The sequence below is a fragment of the Cupriavidus sp. 05L310 genome (genome assembly GCF_056398185.1).
Genome location: NZ_JBFTOX010000076.1, coordinates 1 through 17,307 on the forward strand (window position 1 = coordinate 1; position 17,307 = coordinate 17,307).

General features: G+C 58.9%; 13 protein-coding genes and 5 pseudogenes. 10 read left to right on the top strand and 8 right to left on the bottom strand.

The window, feature by feature from the left end:
* The 3 genes and pseudogenes from AC1DS6_RS37310 to AC1DS6_RS37320 all read left to right on the top strand — a co-directional run.
* The coding region (locus AC1DS6_RS37310) for an SDR family oxidoreductase (RefSeq protein WP_477104396.1) at positions 1–726 on the top strand (726 nt) is incomplete at its 5' end.
* 66 nt (positions 727–792) lie between these two features.
* A pseudogene (locus tag AC1DS6_RS37315) lies at positions 793–1,080 on the top strand (transposase); the annotation flags it as partial.
* 48 nt (positions 1,081–1,128) lie between these two features.
* On the top strand, positions 1,129–2,517 hold the full coding sequence (locus AC1DS6_RS37320; protein ID WP_477104397.1) for an MATE family efflux transporter: 1,389 nt from the start codon (positions 1,129–1,131) through the stop codon (positions 2,515–2,517).
* A gap of 122 nt (positions 2,518–2,639) precedes the next feature.
* On the opposite strand, the pseudogene AC1DS6_RS37325 reads toward AC1DS6_RS37320, so the two are convergent.
* Positions 2,640–2,830 (bottom strand): annotated as a pseudogene (locus AC1DS6_RS37325) (SDR family NAD(P)-dependent oxidoreductase); the annotation flags it as partial.
* Between the two features lie 433 nt (positions 2,831–3,263).
* Here AC1DS6_RS37325 and AC1DS6_RS37330 point away from each other — a divergent pair.
* Together AC1DS6_RS37330 and AC1DS6_RS37335 are read left to right on the top strand one after the other, a co-directional pair.
* Positions 3,264–4,709: a catalase gene (locus AC1DS6_RS37330; RefSeq protein ID WP_477104398.1), complete on the top strand. Its 1,446-nt coding sequence runs from the start codon at positions 3,264–3,266 to the stop codon at positions 4,707–4,709.
* Between the two features lie 157 nt (positions 4,710–4,866).
* Entirely contained in the window at positions 4,867–5,334 is a 468-nt protein-coding gene (locus AC1DS6_RS37335; protein ID WP_477104399.1) for an ankyrin repeat domain-containing protein, read from the top strand.
* Positions 5,335–5,356: 22 nt separating this feature from the next.
* Here the strand turns inward: AC1DS6_RS37335 and AC1DS6_RS37340 are convergent.
* Positions 5,357–5,589: pseudogene (locus AC1DS6_RS37340) on the bottom strand (3-oxoacyl-ACP reductase); the annotation flags it as partial.
* Here AC1DS6_RS37340 and AC1DS6_RS37345 point away from each other — a divergent pair.
* The 5 genes and pseudogenes from AC1DS6_RS37345 to AC1DS6_RS37365 form a co-directional block, all read left to right on the top strand.
* Positions 5,585–5,782, top strand: a pseudogene (locus AC1DS6_RS37345) (LysR family transcriptional regulator); the annotation flags it as partial. The pseudogenes AC1DS6_RS37340 and AC1DS6_RS37345 overlap by 5 nt on opposite strands.
* Before the next feature lie 1,053 nt (positions 5,783–6,835).
* Positions 6,836–8,929: an acetate--CoA ligase family protein gene (locus AC1DS6_RS37350; protein ID WP_477104400.1), complete on the top strand. Its 2,094-nt coding sequence runs from the start codon at positions 6,836–6,838 to the stop codon at positions 8,927–8,929.
* Positions 8,930–8,967: 38 nt separating this feature from the next.
* Entirely contained in the window at positions 8,968–9,684 is a 717-nt protein-coding gene (locus AC1DS6_RS37355) for an SDR family oxidoreductase (protein ID WP_477104401.1), read from the top strand.
* A gap of 80 nt (positions 9,685–9,764) precedes the next feature.
* Positions 9,765–10,772: a Bug family tripartite tricarboxylate transporter substrate binding protein gene (locus AC1DS6_RS37360; RefSeq protein WP_477104402.1), complete on the top strand. Its 1,008-nt coding sequence runs from the start codon at positions 9,765–9,767 to the stop codon at positions 10,770–10,772.
* 402 nt (positions 10,773–11,174) lie between these two features.
* Positions 11,175–12,209 carry a porin gene (locus AC1DS6_RS37365; RefSeq protein WP_477104403.1) on the top strand — a complete coding sequence of 345 codons (1,035 nt, stop codon included), beginning with the start codon at positions 11,175–11,177 and terminating at the stop codon, positions 12,207–12,209.
* Between the two features lie 42 nt (positions 12,210–12,251).
* Here AC1DS6_RS37365 and AC1DS6_RS37370 read toward each other — a convergent pair whose 3' ends face one another.
* The 6 genes and pseudogenes from AC1DS6_RS37370 to AC1DS6_RS37395 form a co-directional block, all read right to left on the bottom strand.
* A complete protein-coding gene (locus AC1DS6_RS37370) occupies positions 12,252–13,598 on the bottom strand; it encodes an ISL3 family transposase (protein WP_477104404.1) in 1,347 nt (448 codons plus the stop codon).
* 542 nt (positions 13,599–14,140) lie between these two features.
* Positions 14,141–14,242, bottom strand: a pseudogene (locus AC1DS6_RS37375) (transposase domain-containing protein); the annotation flags it as partial.
* 71 nt (positions 14,243–14,313) lie between these two features.
* Entirely contained in the window at positions 14,314–14,505 is a 192-nt protein-coding gene (locus tag AC1DS6_RS37380; RefSeq protein ID WP_477104405.1) for a hypothetical protein, read from the bottom strand.
* A gap of 370 nt (positions 14,506–14,875) precedes the next feature.
* A complete protein-coding gene (locus AC1DS6_RS37385) occupies positions 14,876–15,235 on the bottom strand; it encodes a hypothetical protein (RefSeq protein ID WP_459568956.1) in 360 nt (119 codons plus the stop codon).
* A gap of 240 nt (positions 15,236–15,475) precedes the next feature.
* The gene (locus AC1DS6_RS37390) at positions 15,476–16,444 is read right to left on the bottom strand and encodes an NAD(P)H-dependent flavin oxidoreductase (RefSeq protein ID WP_477104406.1); all 969 of its coding nucleotides are present in this window, start codon (positions 16,442–16,444) and stop codon (positions 15,476–15,478) included.
* Between the two features lie 30 nt (positions 16,445–16,474).
* Positions 16,475–17,299 carry an enoyl-CoA hydratase/isomerase family protein gene (locus AC1DS6_RS37395; protein WP_459568958.1) on the bottom strand — a complete coding sequence of 275 codons (825 nt, stop codon included), beginning with the start codon at positions 17,297–17,299 and terminating at the stop codon, positions 16,475–16,477.
* Positions 17,300–17,307: the final 8 nt, after the last annotated feature.

Sequence of the window (17,307 nt, forward strand, 5' to 3'; positions counted from 1 at the left end):
GGCGGGACGTCGGGCATTGGCCTGGAGTTGGCGAAGGCCTTCCATGCCTTGGGAAACAAGGTCATCATTGCTGGACGCCGCAAAGCACTTCTGCGGCAGATCTCCGCGGAGTATCCCGGCATCGATGGCGTCGAACTCGATATTTCCGACGCTGCCGACATCGCGCGTGTGGCGAAGGACTTGATCTCGGACTATCCGACGCTGAACGTTCTGATCAACAACGCGGGCATCATGCCGTTTGACGACGCCTCCACCACCGTCGAGGATGCCACGTCTCGCAGCATCCTCGACACAAACCTCCTAGGCCCAATCCGCATGACATCGGAGCTCGTCGAACATCTGAAAGGTCAATCGCGCTCGACGATCATTTACAACACGTCGGTGCTGGCGTATGTCCCGATCGCCACTAACGCGGTGTACTCCGCATCGAAAGCGGCGCTGCACTCTTATGCCCTGTCGCAGCGCTTCATGCTCCGCGCGACCAACGTGACAGTCCAGGAGATCGCACCGCCTTGGGTCGACACCGACCTCGTCAAGAAGAGCGGCGATCCGCGTGCCATGCCCTTGGACGCGTTTATCGAAGAAACCATGCGCGGCCTCGCGACCGAAGAGCATGAGGTGTTTGTCGAGTCCATTCGCGCCATGCGCGATAACCCGGGACTCGGCGAGCATCAGCTGGTTCACGACTTCAACCAACACATCGCCGATAACCCCATCCCGGTTTAACGAGAAGCCTGGCGCCCCGGCCCGGAGTGCCAGTGACCACGCGCAGGAGAAGATCTGTGTCACACAATCGAAGGCCTGCGCGCGCAAGCGGTCCCGGACAAGGGCTACGACGCCAACGCTTTCGTGCAGTCGATTCGAACCGCAGGAAGCAAGGCCGTCATTCCGCCACGCTCGAACCGGATCAGCAAGCGACGCTATAGCCGCGCCCTGTATCGCACTCGCAATCTGGTCGAACGCTTTTTCAACCGCATAAAGCATTTTCGCCGTGTCTCCACTCGGTATGACAAGCGAGCTGACAGCTATCTCGTCTTTGCATCGCTTGCTTGTGCCTTCGGACCATTGGTTAAATTGTGAACAGACCCTAGAGAGTGTCCCGCCTCGTAAGGCGAAAGGCTTAACAAGATGACTACCTCTGGATCGGCGCCGCTGCGCGCCTCCAATCCACGCCTACGGTCGATGCTGGAGGCACCGATTGTTCCAACGGTTCTTCGCATGAGCGTGCCAAACATGCTCATGATGTTGGCCCAAGCGTCAACTGGGCTGATTGAGACATGGTTTCTTGCGAAACTTGGCACGGATGTACTGGCAGGTGTCGCTGTTGTCATACCAGTACTAATGCTAATGGGCAACATGTCGCAGGGGGCCATGGGCGGTGGGATATCAGCAGCCGTGGCTCGGGCTCTTGGGGCCGGAAACCAGACCTTGATAAATCAGATTCCGCGGCACGCCCTAGCCATCAACGTTCTTATTGGCGTAGCATTTGCCGCCATGCTTTTGACGTTCCAGAGGTCACTATTCTCGCTTATCGGCGCAAAGGGGGCGGCGTTGGATGCGGCTTGTACTTATGGTCGTGTGCTGTTCGCAGGACTGCCGCTGATGTGGGCGATGAACGCACTCGCCAGTGTTATTCGGGGGACGGGGAATATGTCATTCCCTGGGATGGTGATCTGTGGAGGAGCAGTCGCTCTAGTGCCATTGTCTCCTTGCCTCATATTTGGTTGGGGTCCGATTCCCCAATTAGGAGTAGCGGGCGGAGCGTGGGCTTTGGTGCTTTATTACGCAGCGGGCACCGCGATATTGGGGTGGTTCTGCCTCTCGGGGCGTTGTGCCGCTCAGCTAGTGGGAGGCGCAGTGCATTGGTTACCGATACGTAGCATTTTGGTCGTTGGCGCATTGGCATGCATAAATCCGGTACTTACAAATGCATTGATTGCGATTACGACGGCCCAGGTTGGTGGGCACGGTGGCACTGCAGCTCTAGCAGGCTACGCAACGGGTGCGAGGCTAGAGTATCTGCTGATCCCAATAGCTTTCGGCTTTGGAGCGCCTATGGTTGCGCTTGTGGGAGCCAACATTGGCGCAGGTCAGATCGACCGCGCGCGGCGTATCGCACTTATCGGTGGATTTATTGCCTTTTCATTAGCCGAACTAATTGGCCTAGTTGCAGCCTTTCGGCCTTCCGCATGGTTGCGGCTCTTTGGAGGAGATGAACATTTGCTGGAAGCGGGCGTCGCCTATCTTCAGATGGTAGGTCCGTTCTACGGCTGCTTTGCCCTGGGCTTTTCCCTTTACTTTGCATCTCAGGGCGCCGGTCGACTCAAATGGCCACTCGTGGCCGGAGCGCTACGCCTCACCCTGTTCGCCGGTGTTGGCGGCTTTGCGTTGTCTCAAGGCGCAAGCTTGCAACAGTATTTTTCCTTTGGTGCTCTCGCAATGCTCGTTTACGGTACCTTCATACTGTGGGCAGTCGCAAAAGGAAATTGGGGTATGGGGGGCGTTAGAGACCGATAGTCGCCCCTATTGCAAGGGGGTCGACAGACTGTCGCCCCTATTGCAAGGGGGTCGACAGACGAAAGTGTCGTACGTTTTAAACAAGCATGTAATTCGATCGTCGCTAGTCAGGCGGGCTTCAACGCGCCGCAGACATTTACGGCGATACCGTACTTGTTCGAGAGCTTCTCTGTTTGTGCCAAAAGACGTACCTCGTTACGCGCGACAAGAATCAAGTCACAACCGCGGCTGCTAAATGGTCAGCATAGACTGCGCCGATACCCGAAGATCCGCCGGTCACAAGCGCGGTTCCGATTGTAAAGACATTTCCTATCCATTTTTTTGTGAAAATTGCGTGCCAGATAGGCTCGAAGAGAGAGCGATAGTCTCTTTCGCTCCCCAATGTGCGACGTATTGATGCAGTTTCTGAGCATGGTTGGCGCCTCAAAAGCGCGCTCGAGACGGTCGGTACTTACCTCCTGCGCCTTTGCGCGAAATTGACAAAAATGGCATGTTCGCGAGGCTCTGGGAGCCACGTTGTAGGTTGCATCCAATCGATTCATTCGTGTCAAGAAAAGATGACGTGAGTCTCATTATCCAAGGCAATTAATTCACTATTCAGAGAACTGATACGAACCGTCAAGTTGCACCTGCGATACTTCAACATCTTCCCCCGGCGTATCGCGCCATTGGTGGCAGCCTGTTGGGAAAACCCAAAAACGTCCAGGCAAGGCCCGCGAGGCCTGCCGTCTGCATCAAGGAATCCAATGAAAAAGCTCACGACCGCTTTCGGCGCGCCCGTCGTCGACAACAACAACATCCAGACTGCCGGCCCGCGCGGTCCGGCCCTGCTGCAGGATGTCTGGTTCCTGGAAAAGCTTGCCCACTTCGACCGCGAAGTCATTCCCGAACGCCGCATGCACGCCAAGGGCTCGGGCGCCTATGGCACGTTCACCGTCACGCATGACATCACCAAGTACACGCGTGTCAACCTGTTCTCGGAAGTCGGCAAGAAAACCGACCTGTTCCTGCGTTTCTCGTCGGTGGCCGGCGAACGCGGCGCAGCCGATGCCGAACGCGATATTCGCGGCTTCGCCATCAAGTTCTATACCGAGGAAGGCAACTGGGACCTGGTGGGCAACAACACGCCGGTCTTCTTCCTGCGCGATCCGCTCAAGTTCCCCGACCTGAACCACGCCGTGAAGCGCGACCCGCGCACGGGCATGCGCAGCGCCGAGACCAACTGGGACTTCTGGACCAGCCTGCCCGAGGCCTTCCACCAGGTCACCATCGTCATGAGCGATCGCGGCATTCCGCGGAGCTGGCGTCATATGCACGGCTTCGGCAGCCACACCTACAGCTTCATCAGCAAGGACATGCAACGCCACTGGGTGAAGTTCCACTTTGTGACCCAGCAGGGCATCCAGAACCTGTCCGACGCCGAGGCGGCCGAGGTTACCGGACAGGACCGCGAGTACCACCAGCGCGACCTGTACGAAGCCATCGAGCGCGGCGAGTTCCCGCGCTGGAAGCTGTTCGTGCAGATCATGCCCGAGGCCGACGCCGGCAAGTATCGCTACAACCCGTTCGACCTGACCAAGGTCTGGTCGAAGAAGGACTACCCGTTGATCGAAGTGGGCGTGATGGAACTGAACCGCAATCCGGAAAACCATTTCGCCGAGGTGGAGCAGGCCGCGTTCGCGCCGTCGACGATCGTGCCGGGCGTCGGTTTCTCGCCGGACAAGATGCTGCAAGGCCGCCTGTTTTCGTATGGCGACGCCGAGCGCTATCGCCTGGGCGTGAACCACCACCTGATTCCGGTGAACTCGCCGAAGGCCGCGAAGTACGTCAACAGCTATCACCGCGACGGCCGCGGCCGCACCGACGGCAACGCGGGCGGCACCATCGGCTACGAGCCGAACACCCGTGGCGAGTGGGCCGAGCAGCCGGACTTCCGTGAGCCTCCGCTGTCAGTCGAAGGCGCCGCCGACCACTGGAACCACCGTGTCGACGACGATTACTTCTCGCAGGCAGGCGACCTGTTCCGCCTGATGTCGCCGGCCCAGCAGCAGACGCTGTTCGACAACACGGCCCGTGCGATCAAGGGCGTGTCGAAGCCCGTGCAGCAGCGCCATATCGACCACTGCACGCAGGCCGATCCGGCCTACGGCGCTGGTGTTGCGGCAGCCATCGAGAAGATCGAAGCCAAATAAGTCTTTGGTTGCCTCTCCCGCTTGCGGGAGAGGCCGGGGCGGAGGGCGGGTGCACCCCGCCCTCCCTGCGAGAACCACGAAAGCCAGGAAAGCAAGACGAGAACACAAGACGGACCAGACCCAGACATCCACCATGACCGCCGATGAAGAAGCCCGCATGATCGCCGCGCTGGGCCAGGTTTTCGACCTGGCGCGCAATGGCGACGCGGCCGCGCTGGCGGCGCTGATCAAACGCGGTATGCGGCCGAACCTGCGCAACGAGAAAGGCGACAGCCTGGTGATGCTGGCCGCCTATCACGGCCATGCCGACGCGCTGCGCATGATGCTGGCAGCCGGCGCGTCACCCGACACGCGCAATTCGATGGGGCAGACGCCGATTGCCGGGGCTGCCTACAAAGGCTACCGGGACGTAATCGAAATCCTGCTGGAACACGGCGCGGACGTCGAGGGCGCTTCGCCCGACGGCCGCACTGCGCTAATGGTCGCAGCGATGTTCCAGCGCGCGGAAATCGTCGAATTGCTCAAGGAGCACGGCGCCGACCCGGAAGCGCGCGACGAGCGCGGCATGACGGCGGCCGACGCCGCCACATTCATGGCTGGCCACACGGGCCGGCCGGCGCACTGATACTTCGGTCGTTGGCCGCTGGTCAGCCGCGACCGACGAACGAGCATCTTCGTCGCCATCACGGTCATGAACTGCACGTTGGCGTCGCGCGGCAGGTTGGCCATGTGCAGCAACGAACTGGCGATGTGGGACACGTCCATCAACGGCCCCGGACGAACCTGGCCATTGGCCTGCGGCACCCATGCGCGCCATGCGGTTGGCCATGTCGGTGCCCGCATTGGCCGCACGCAAATCATAGGGACGACCATCGATTGCCCGGCGCTGGGCAATCGATGGTCGTGGCATCGCCTACAAGGCGTTGATAGGTGTTTGTGCCGATATTGAGCAAGCTCGCTTGGAGCTGCTTCTACCAGAGCAGCCGGGCGAATCGGGGCCGCTGAACCTCGTGTGCGCGCACCGTAAACAGTTTTCACCTGCAGTGCGGTACCTCCGTACAGCGCTGCGTTGAGCGGTTGAATCCGCAGTGTGGATGAAGGCGTTCAGCATCGAGATCATGGAATCTGCGTGAGTCGGCTGATCGCCAATTTGGCAATACCTGAATGATTTTTGCTAATTGTGTGAATGCTAGGACCTTGACGTCCGCCTCGAGATCCAGCTTATGGCGCCAACGTTTCGAGGGTTCTTCGAGAAAACCGACTAACGCCGGCACCCCGGGGCCAATGCCTAATCAGATCCCAAATTGACTGGACCGTGCTTGTTGGGACGTGGTCACACATGAACGGCGTGCGCCGAGCAGAACACATTAACCGTCTGCATCGGGAGGGACATGTTGAAGCGGTTGCGTTGGCGATTGAGTGTGATGACTAATCAGGTCGGACCGTGACTTGCTAAACCTGTATATGACAAAGAGCTTCGAGCTCTTACGGGAAATCAGGTGCGAGTCAGCGAATTTCATCGGGGCCCGCAGCCTATCAGGGCTGCAACCAGGCCGAATACAAAGCCGCAACCCAACCTAGTCAGGTCAGAGCGCACAAAAGCCTCGCAAACGGGAGGCGTTCATATAGAGGCATATCAGCTCTTTGTCGGTGAGTTCGAGACATTCACTCGCCCGTATCGCACGCTCACGCTGCTGCTCCAGAATGAGGCCTCCGGGTCCAGCGTACCGAACATTCGCGTGCCAACAATGAGCCTCGAGTGCGAGCCTAAGCAGATCTGGCTTGAATATCGGGGAGGCAGGGCACCCACGCGATCGCTGCACAGGGTTGGCGAAGAACAGTTCAGAGAGGCACAAATCGCAACAAGGAAGAGCTTGACATTTTCCTACTGTACAGTAGACTAACAAACTCATTGGTACGAGTTCTGCGTAAGACAAGCCTCGCTCGATCAGACTTCGTGTAGTCTGATTTGCCCCAAGAGGGGTTTCGCATGACGGCTCATGGCGATGTCTCGCTGCGCATCGGTGAGCGCGTCCGCGCTTCGTTTCGATCTTTCGGGGCGCGGGAGCTTCCCTATTTTGTGGCCGCCGACTCTGCCGAAGGCAAATAACTCGAGGAGACTTCCCATGACGACTTCGCTTCAGGCCGCGTTGGCGCCACGTTCCATTGCGATCGTGGGTGCTTCACAGAATCCGGACAAGATCGGTGGTCGACCGGTTGACTACCTGCAGCGCTTTGGCTTCAAAGGGCGCATCTACCCTATCAATCCCACCCGCTCAAGCGTCCAGGGCTTGAAGGCGTGGCCCTCGATCGAGGAACTGCCGGAGGCTCCGGATCTCGCAATCATCGCGGTACCGCGGAACGAGGCGATTGAAGCGGTGCAGAAGTGCGCCCGCATCGGAACAGGGATCGGAATCGTCATGAGTTCTGGCTTTGGCGAGGGTCACTCCGTTGAGGGAAAGACTGCCGAGCGCTCGATGGTCGACACCGCTCGCGCGGCGGGCATGCGGCTGATCGGGCCGAATTGTCAGGGGCTTGCAAACTTCAGCAATGGGGCTCTAGCCACATTTTCGACGATGATCAAAGAGTGTCCGCCCGCTGACGGACACATAGCGATCCTCAGCCAGAGTGGGACGCTGGGGATGGCGCCGTACGGGCTGCTTCGGCGCCGGGGGCTGGGCATCCGGCACGCCCACGCAACAGGCAACGACGCGGATGTCACGATCGCCGAGTTGGCGACGGCGGTCGCCGAGGATGAGCAGGTCCGACTGATGCTCCTGTATCTCGAGGGCATGCCCGACCCGCACCAGCTTCAAAAGCTCGGACGAATCGCTCAGGAGCGTCGTCTGCCCGTGCTCGCGCTGAAGTCCGGGCGTACGGCCGCCGGTAAAGCCGCCGCGCTATCGCACACCGGTGCGCTAGCAAGCGAAGACCGTGTGGTCGACAGCTTCTTTGAGCAACATGGCGTCTGGCGTGCGCACACAATGGAGCAACTGGTCGATGCCGCTGAGATGTACCTGAAGCGCTGGAAGGTGGGTGGCCGGAGCATCGTGACGGTGAGCAATTCTGGAGCGGCAGGGGTGCTTGCTGCGGACGCAGCCAGCATGCATGGGATGCAGATGGCCAGCTTCGACCCTTCAACTCGACAGTCCCTCGCGGCCATTCTTCCAACCTTCGCGAACGTTACCAATCCGGTCGATATCACGGGTGCTCTGCTCACGGATAGCAGCCTCTTCAGCAAGGCTCTCGACGTCATCGCGCGGGATCCAAATGCTGACGCATTTCTCGTTGCATTTCCGGTCGCCGGAGCAGGCTACGACGTCGAAGGCTACGCGGATGCGGCGGCGCGTTTGGAAGCCAGCACCGGAAAGCCGGTTGTGGCAGCCACGCCGCAACCGGACGTGGCGGCCTTGTTCCGTGAACGCGACGTACCGGTTTTCTCCTCGGAAAGCAGTGCGGTATCGGCGCTCGACCGATTCACGCGCCACCACGAGCGTTTGGAGTTAGCGCGCCATCGACGTGCTGGTGCGTACCTCGATCCCGTCCCCGTCATGACTGAGCGCCGTGAGCCCCTGATGGCGAACGAGGCACAGAGTCTTGCGCGCATCGCGGAGATGGGGGTACCGGTTGTATGGCACCGACTGTGCATGACCGTGCAGGAGGCTTTGGCGGCGTTCGCCGAAGCGGGGGACGCGGTTGTCGTCAAAGGTTGTTCCAGCAAGGTCGCTCACAAGAGCGAGCTGGGTTTGGTGCGATTGGGGTTGCGTTCGCAGACGGAAATCGCGGAAGCCTTCGGCAAGCTGCAACAGACACTCGCCGATCTTGGTCTGCCCTTTGAAGGCGTCATCGTTGCCGCGATGCGAAAAGGTGGGCGCGAGATGATGATCGGTGCTCACAGGGACCCGGTTTTCGGTCCGGTTGTCGTTATCGGAGATGGTGGCAAGTACGTCGAAGTCATGCCGGACAACCAACTTCTATTGGTTCCGTTTGGACGAGCCGAGGTTATCGAGCGACTACAGCGTCTTCGTATCGCTCCCCTGTTGGGTGGAGTGAGAGACGAACCCGCTCTTGATGTCGAGGCCTACGTTGACGCAGTGATGTCGGTTGGACGACTGATCGCGGGATCCACCGACGTTCAGAGCGTCGATATCAATCCGATCCTGGTCGGTGCGGTCGGTGACGGCTGTCGCGCGGTCGATGCCGTAGTGCTGCACAACTGAGTCCAGCGTAGTCCGCAAGCAGCGAAGAAGGAGCTGTGATGAAGAAGGGTTTGGTCACTCGCGACCGGGTACTGATCACCGGTGGGGGGGCAGGTATTGGCGCGGCGATCACGGCTGCGTGCCAGGCGCAGGGTTACGAGACGATCGTTCTGGATCGCGCCGGCGGATTGATCGATGTGGATCTCGCGGATGATGATGCGACCGCCGAGGCGTTGAAGCTAGCGCTGGAGGGCGGTCCGATCACTCGGCTGGTCAACAACGTCGGGGTCGTACGTCCTGCATCAATCGCAGACCAAACCTTGGTAGATTTGGACCTCGCAGTCGCACTCAACCTTCGCTGCGCCCTTCAATGCATGCAGGCAGTTCTACCTGGTATGCGGGAAGCCGGATTCGGGAGGGTGGTCAACATTTCTTCCCGTGCCGCGTTGGGCAAGGAGATGCGCAGCGCGTACGCGGCCACAAAGGCCGGCCTCATTGGGATGACCCGGGTTTGGGCCCTTGAGCTGGGGCAGCACGGCATCACAGTCAACGCTATCGGCCCCGGTCCGATTCGAACTGCGCTGTTCGAGGCCGCGAATCCGCCCGGAGCTCCCCGAACGCAGGCGATCGTCGATGCGATACCGGTTCGCCGGATGGGAGAGCCGGAAGACGTCTCTCAGGCTGCCTCGTTCTTTCTTGATGGGCGCAACGGCTTTGTCACCGGACAGACGCTCTACGTGTGCGGAGGAATGACGGTCGGAGTTCCGCCCGCCTAGCTGGATAGTGGATCCGAGCCGGCGTTGACTCGCAGGACTGGGCGACAAACGGCGCTACCGATTGAACCAGGAGACAAGACATGAAACGTTCGACTTCCAGCATTCCGGCCGCGACGCGTCGGCGCCTGATACTGGGCGGAACCGCCGCCGCGCTGGGCGCGGGACTCGGTGTCGTGCGAGCTGCTGACACATTGCCTTCAAGACCCATTCGCTGGATCGTGCCATACGCTGCGGGCGGGCCCTCCGATGTGTTCACTCGGCCGATTGCTGCCGTCGTCTCGGAGATTCTTCGGCAACCCGTGATCGTCGAGAACCTTGGCGGCTCCGGAGGCAATATCGGCTGCGCTCGAATCGCGCGAGCAGCTGCTGATGGCTACACGATCGGACTAATCAGCACCGGCACTCATACGATCAATCCACACATCTACCCGAAGCTATCGTTCGACCCACTATCGGACTTCACGCCGCTGACTTTGGCGTGCCGGTATGCCAATCAGTTGATCGTCAATTCACAGAGCGGGATACGAACGGTTTCCGATCTTGTCGCCCGGGCGAAGGTGCAGACCGTCTCCTATGGTTCGGCTGGCATTGGCGCATCCAATCACCTCTCGGGTGAAATCCTGAGCCGAGTCGCGGGTGTGCCGCTGGTGCACGTCCCGTTCCGCGGCAACGGACTGGCGCTGGCCGCGTTGATGGCAGGTGACATCACCTTCATGTTCGACATGCCCACGAACTCACAGCCGGCCGTGACTGCGGGGCGCGTACGTCAGCTGGCGGTCACGACTGCCAAGCGGTGGTCCTTCTTGCCCACGATACCGACGATGGCCGAGGCGGGCTTTGGCGGATTCAACGAGGTGGGAGCCGACCTGTGGTTCGCCGTGGCGGCGCCTCCCAGGCTGCCCGAGGACATTCGTTCGCGTCTGTATGCCGCGCTGACCGAAGCGTTGCGCTCGCCGCGCGTCAGCAAGACGGCCAACGAGCAGCAGTTCGAAATCTGGACAAGTACACCCGAAGACCTTGTTCGGGAGATCCACACCGGCCTAGATCGCTGGGGACGGATCGCACGAACAGCGGGTGTGAAAGCGTGACCCCATACCTGAAGCGTTCGATTCGCAATGCCGGGCTAGATCCCGATAACCTCCCGGCTTCCGGGGGGCGCGCGATGAGCTTCGTTAGCGGCGAGAGCAAGCCCAAGGCTTGGAAAGACATCTGGGGCGCCGGACAGGGTATCGGCGCTGTTCGAGAGGCCGGCGCGGCTGCGTCTCTCATCGCGTGCCTCGCGCTTGAATACCAAGTGGCGCGATCCCGCCTCGGTCTCGGTGACTTGGCTTCAGGGCAACCTGCCTCGGCATTGCAACCGCTTCAAAAAAGACATTACGACAGACTTTCCCTCTGAATAATTGGTGCCGCTTTCAACCGTCCGGCCACGTTAAGTGGCTTAGGAAATGGGAGACGTGCGCCTTCTCGAAATACCGCAAAGGATTGGAGGCATGATGAATAAACCTGCCGTGCTGGCGCGCGTTGCGTCCGGCTGTGTCGGTGTATCGCTGTTTTTAGCATCGTGTGCGGCGAATTGTGTTGAACTCTACGGAATCGTAGATGCATATGTCGGTTCAACGAAGCCTAGCGGTGCCGCCAAGAGCACGATTGGAGTCGAGAGCGGGGGTATGACAACTTCGTTCTGGGGATTGACAGGCACGGAGGACCTGGGCGACGGACTGATGGCAAATTTTCGGCTGGAAGGCTACTTTCTGACGGATACCGGAGCGAGTGGTCGCAGTCCCACGGACACCATGTTGTCACGCAATGCCTATGTTGGCCTGGAGAAAGCCAACATTGGTGAGGTCAGGCTCGGTCGGCTCAGGAACCCTTTCTTCCTCGCCACAACTCAGTTCGACCCCTACGGATCATCAACCAAGTTCTCTCCATTACAGAATCCGCTCTGGGTGCAGACCTTCGGACGCTACGTTGCGGGTGATTCGGGTTGGAACAATGCCGTTGGATACTACACGCCGGATTTTGGTGGATTGTCGGGGCGCTTTCTATATTCGCTTGGTGAGGCGGCCGGCACAAATTCAACCAACAATTTTGGCGCCATGCTCTACGTCGACCGAGGAAAGTTTACGGCAACCGCAGCATTTCAACGTGTAAAAACCGGTCCGGGCTTGCCTATTGGGAGCTGGGCACAAGACGCCTTTACACTCGGCACAGCATACGACTTCGGGGTTGTCAAGGGATTCCTCGAGTATGTGGGTACGCGGACAAGCGGCGGTACCAAACGAAGCACGGATTCGTTTCAGATTGGTGCGACCTACCCAATCTTTAACGGAAAGATCATGGCATCGGTTGTGCAGACCAATATTCGCCCCGAAGGTCAGGCGGATTTCAAGCGTCGGGACTATGCGATCGGCTACTTGTATCCACTATCGAAGCGGAGCGATCTCTATGCGAACGTCCTTTACGACAAGCTTAGCAACAGTGGTGGGGGGATAAGCACGGGTTTTGGAATGAGGCATAAGTTCTAACGCTGTAGCAATATGCGAGGCGGCCAGTAAATAATTGAGGCTCTATGCCGATTTGAGTGGAACTTGACGGCCGGCGCGATAGCGTTTAATCCCTTGATCACGCGACGCGGCGGGACACAAGGGGTTTTGCGGCAAATGTTTTAGCCTGGACATACGGAGGTAGGCGATGGCCACGAAGTTCTTCACGGTTCGAAATCCGCGCGCGGCCCGCTTGGTTTGTTGGAGCATGCCATTCATCGCCTCGACATAGGCATTGCTGCGGCCGTCGAGCATGCCGCGCACGACGCCAGGCAGGCGCTCCTTGAGGGTCGTGGCCAGCCGCTTGAACGGCTCAAGCCGACAACGCTTCGCCCATGAGATCCAGCCCTTGAGCATCTCCTTGGCTTTCTGCGGACAGTTACTCTTCACGGCCACGCTGTAGGTCGTACGCAACCCCTCCTTCAGGCGCCAGGCGCGTGCGCTCTTCAGGTTCGAGCGCTGCAACCGGTGCATCGTATTGATTTGATCCTTGTTCCAGTCAGCGTGATCCCGACGCATGCCCCACATCAAGCCTTTGATCGTCTTGCGCTGCGTCCCCAGCGCAGCCCGCACGACGTCCGGCTGTTCTCGCATCTCTTCACGCCGCACCTCGTCCATCGCCTCGTTGGCCAGGGCGATCACGTGGAACCGGTCGAAGCTGATCTGCGCGTGCGGCAAGGCTTCGGTGACGCCCTTGATATAAGCTGCCCCCATATCCATGCAGGCGTGCCTGATCTCGTCAGGATTGCCGCCGTGCGTGACCAGGTCGGCCTTGAATTCGGTGACGGTCTTGTGGTCGCTGCCCTCGGCCATGAACAGCAGGCGTTTCGCTTCCAGGTCATGTACCACCGTGACGTAATCATGGCCGCGTCTGATACTGGTCTCGTCGATGCCGATAACCTTGACCCCGTCCATCGTTTCCCTGGCGCGCGCCGTCCCGACATAGTGTTCGATCCGGCGCCATAGCCGCCTGGCGTTCACTCGCAACAGGGAGGCCGCCTGCGCGACCGGCAGGGATTGGCATAGCGACAGGCCCAGCGCCTCGAACAGCAGGGTGAAGCCGCTGCCCGGCCGCGCCCACGGAACATCCACCGCAGTGGTCTTGCCGCAGGTACTGCAATCGACCCGCGGCACGTCGGCGTGCAGCCACGCCTCGTGCTGGAAAAAATCGAGATGACGCCAGTCACGTCTGACCCGATCATGGATGCCTTGTCCGCTCACCCCACAGGCTGGACACGGCAACTTCTTCGCGTCGCAGGACACTTCGAAATCGATCCGGCGTCTGCTTGTATCGAGGTCAACTTTGGATACCATCCACGGAGCTTGCAGACCCAACGCGGAAGTAAACAGGGCTTCAACGGCGACACTCACAGACGATTCCTCGATTCAGATAAGGGCGATTACTGCCTACCACCACTTCTTCACAACGAGTTGAACATCGGTTCACGAAGAATCTGATGGGAAACAGCGGAGGCCATTATGGTACTTGATGTCAAGTTCCACTCAAAACGTCCTTGGGCCATAATTGATGCGGTGGTTGCTCCGCTTTGTTCACATTCAACTATATATAGCATTGTACTAATTGGTTGTATTTCTTGATTTATCGCTGTTGCGGTCTAGAAAAGTATATTAATAATAAAACTAAATCTGAATTTACATGCTTTTTTTGCCTATCAGACGCGCCCACAAAGAGTAGTCTTCTGAAATGGCGCCATTCAGCGACTTGCTCAAGAAGTTGATGACCTTCATGCGAGCCGCATCCTCGTGCTTTGCACGGCTTCGCAACGGGATCTTGCAGAACGCGCGCGGAACCTGCTTGGAACGCTTTTCGCCCGGGATTTTTGATGATGCAGTGTAAGCGTCTCGCCGTCCCACGTTGCCGGTTGAGAGCGGTTGTGAGAGAGCAGACGCGCTCAGCGTGCGGGACGCCAGTTGTGGGGAAGCAGCTCGTCGATGCGGCTGTTCAGGTGGGTGGGCAGGCGGGTCAACACATCGGTGATGTAGGCCCATGGATCGTGGTTGCGTAGCATGTCGTAGGCATCGCGAAGCTCATTCTCGAAATAAGTGGTGGTGGGAAGTACCATGATCAATGCGTAGCAGAAGAGGATTGAGCCGACGACGTGATTGCGTGTGTCTCAAATATGCGAGCGAAGTCCGGATACCAGAACGGACTCTCGGTGTTGAAGAAGGTGTACGAACGGCCTTGAATCGCCAGCGCATTCCCAAGATCCGACATTTCCTTTTTACCGACGAACGTAGCGCCGATCACGTCTGCCATTTCGGGCCGATTCAGGCGTACTGACACGAATTTGCAAAGCAGAAAACACGCTGCCTGGCCCGTTATCTTGCTCCGCAAGCGCCGCTAGTTCGGTCCCTGAGACGGCTTCCAGGCCCATCACGAGCTTACCGCTCAACTGCCGCGTGGCTGCATCGGATGCCATTCGCATCGCACTTTCCAAGAAGGTATGTCGCTTCATGCTCTGGATTGCAATGACAGAGAGACCGCGTCCCCGCGCAGGTTCAGTGAAGTGGCGCACGTTTCGAGTCCGAGTGAGCCACTCAAGCGCTTCGCGTTGTACTGCCCGTGCATTGACGCGATGGCAGCAGCATATGATGCAGGGAAATCGCGAACTTCGATTTGTGTGCCGTCAGCCCGCACACCCGACTTTCCACTGATCGTCGTCGAAGCGGCGGCCTTTGTCGTTCGACACTGACTTGCATTCGACCTCCAACCCGGAAGGGCCCAGACCCTCAACAAACAAATCAAATGACGGTGCATCGCCGACACGATTGTCACCCAGGGTCAGCTCATTGTAAATCTCGGACGCCTTGATCCGCGCGGCCGCCAGGCAAACCAAGAGCCCATCCCACGGCAGATTGCTTAGGAAACGCAGAGCGCAAGCGCAGACACGCTGTACTTTGCGCAGCGACAAATCAAATAACTGCACGCATGAGACCAGGTTGATAGTGAGATAGCCGACATTGCCGGAAATGCCGTGGCGCTCCAACGTGGCCTGGGCAAATCGCGCCGCTTCAGATTCGGGACCCGCCTGAGCTTAATAGACGCTTGCCGACGATCGGGGAGGCCGCGTGTCCCAAAACGTCCGCAAGCTGCAGTCTCACTAGCGGCTTGAAGATAAATGGGATCCATGAGAGGATCCCATTTACGCCTTGGGCGAGAGAACGTGTTGCCGCGGCAAAGCACACAGACACGGACGCACACGCTGCGCGCGTCCATTCGGTGGCAACTAAGCCTGGTTTGCCAAGCCGAGGCGATGTCGTGCAGCGTGATATTCCTCACCTAGACGCGCGACCAACGCCTTAGCGGAGGTCACCTCACGAACTACACCAATTCCCTGTCCTGCACCCCAGACGTCTTTCCACGCCTTCGCCTTACTTTCCCCCTCAACAAAGTTCATGTCACGCCCTTCGGAGGTCGGTAGGTTGGCTGGGTCCAATCCGGCATTACTAATCGAACGCTTAAGATAGTTCCCGTGAACTCCGGTGAACAGGTTCGTATAGACAATGTCATCAGAGTTCCCGTCAACAATTGCCTGCTTGTACTCTTCAGGAGCACGCGCCTCATGGGTTGCGATGAAGGCAGACCCGATATAAGCAAAGTCGGCGCCGAGAGCCTGGGCCGCTAGTACGGCGTTCCCGGTCGACATTGCACCGCTCAATGCCAAGGGGCCGTCAAACCACTCTCGAATCTCCTGAATCAGTGCAATCGGACTCTTCACGCCCGCATGGCCACCCGCGCCGGCCGCCACGGCAATTACCCCGTCAGCACCCTTCTCGATGGCTTTACGTGCAAACGTGTTGTTGATGACATCGTGGAACACGATGCCACCGTACGCGTGGATTGCCTCGTTGACCTCTGGGCGAGCGCCGAGCGATGTAATCACAAGAGGCACCTTGTGCCTGATCACAACCTCCAGGTCCTGCTCCAGCCGGGCGTTTGTTTTGTGCGTGATCAGATTGACTGCGAACGGCGCCGCTGGAGTTGCAGCTTGACTATCGTAGGCGGCAAGGCGCTCGCGGATCTCGCTGATCCATTCATCGAGCTGAGACTGCGGCCGCGCGTTCAGAGCGGGCACAGATCCAACAATCCCTGCTTTACATTGCTCTACTACAAGCGTTGGATTGCTGACGATAAACATGGGCGAGCCAATGATCGGCAGCGCCAGATTGTCAAAGATGGCAGGCAGTGTGCGCATTTATGAAACTCCAAGTGGGTGAGGCAGCGATTACGCCGATCGTTTGATTGGCTCAAACGCCAACGGCTGTTTCGCGCGGAAGCGTGAGACGGCGTCGTGGTGCTCGTTCGTGCTCATGGCGATGGCTTGGGCCATTGATTCGAGTTCAGCCAGAGTGCGCGGATCAGTCTCGAACGAACGATTCAGAATCGCTTTCGTCAAGCCAAACGCAGGTAAGGAGGCTTGTGCGAGGCGACTCGCAAGATCTACCGCGCGCTTAAGAAGTTCTTCCGCGGGAACGATCTCATAAACGATTCCCAGATGTCGGGCTTCGTCGGCCTCAACAGTGCGGGCGCTGAAGACCAGCTCCTTAGCACGCTGGAGACCGATCATGCGGGGAAGCAAATACAGGCCGCTGAGGTCTGGTATTAGGCCAATCCTTGCAAACACTTGCGAGAACCGGGCCGTCGGCGTCGCGAGGATGAAGTCCGCGACAAGGCACAGATTGAAGCCACCGCCAAAAGCAGGACCATCGACGGCAGCGACAACCGGAATCTCAAGAGCAGCGAGCTTCGAGCACCAATTGTTCAGCTCGGCGACTCGCCTACGTGACTGTGGACCAGTACGCTCTTCGCCCATCGACTGCAGATCACCGCCAGCGCAGAAGCTCCCTCCGGCACCAGTGAGCACGACAGCTCGCACCGAGCAAGCCGTACGCAGATATTCCGCGACACTCGCCAAATCCTCGCGCATACGCATATCAAGAGCGTTGCGCGCCTGGGGCCGATTCAGCGTGACGATGGCGATGCCGTCACCGACTACCTCGAAGACGATGGCTTCGTACGATGATGGGGAAAAAGGAAGTGAGTCTGTCATAGCCGTCT

Bases quoted from the DNA above. Each gene is read 5' to 3' on its own strand.
- AC1DS6_RS37335 (WP_477104399.1), top strand. From the start codon at position 4,867: ATGATCGCCGCGCTGGGCCAGGTTTTCGACCTGGCGCGCAATGGCGAC.
- AC1DS6_RS37380 (WP_477104405.1), bottom strand. From the start codon at position 14,505: ATGGCAGACGTGATCGGCGCTACGTTCGTCGGTAAAAAGGAAATGTCG.
- AC1DS6_RS37390 (WP_477104406.1), bottom strand. From the start codon at position 16,444: ATGCGCACACTGCCTGCCATCTTTGACAATCTGGCGCTGCCGATCATT.
- AC1DS6_RS37360 (WP_477104402.1), top strand. From the start codon at position 9,765: ATGAAACGTTCGACTTCCAGCATTCCGGCCGCGACGCGTCGGCGCCTG.
- AC1DS6_RS37365 (WP_477104403.1), top strand. From the start codon at position 11,175: ATGATGAATAAACCTGCCGTGCTGGCGCGCGTTGCGTCCGGCTGTGTC.
- AC1DS6_RS37320 (WP_477104397.1), top strand. From the start codon at position 1,129: ATGACTACCTCTGGATCGGCGCCGCTGCGCGCCTCCAATCCACGCCTA.
- AC1DS6_RS37330 (WP_477104398.1), top strand. From the start codon at position 3,264: ATGAAAAAGCTCACGACCGCTTTCGGCGCGCCCGTCGTCGACAACAAC.
- AC1DS6_RS37355 (WP_477104401.1), top strand. From the start codon at position 8,968: ATGAAGAAGGGTTTGGTCACTCGCGACCGGGTACTGATCACCGGTGGG.
- AC1DS6_RS37350 (WP_477104400.1), top strand. From the start codon at position 6,836: ATGACGACTTCGCTTCAGGCCGCGTTGGCGCCACGTTCCATTGCGATC.
- AC1DS6_RS37395 (WP_459568958.1), bottom strand. From the start codon at position 17,299: ATGACAGACTCACTTCCTTTTTCCCCATCATCGTACGAAGCCATCGTC.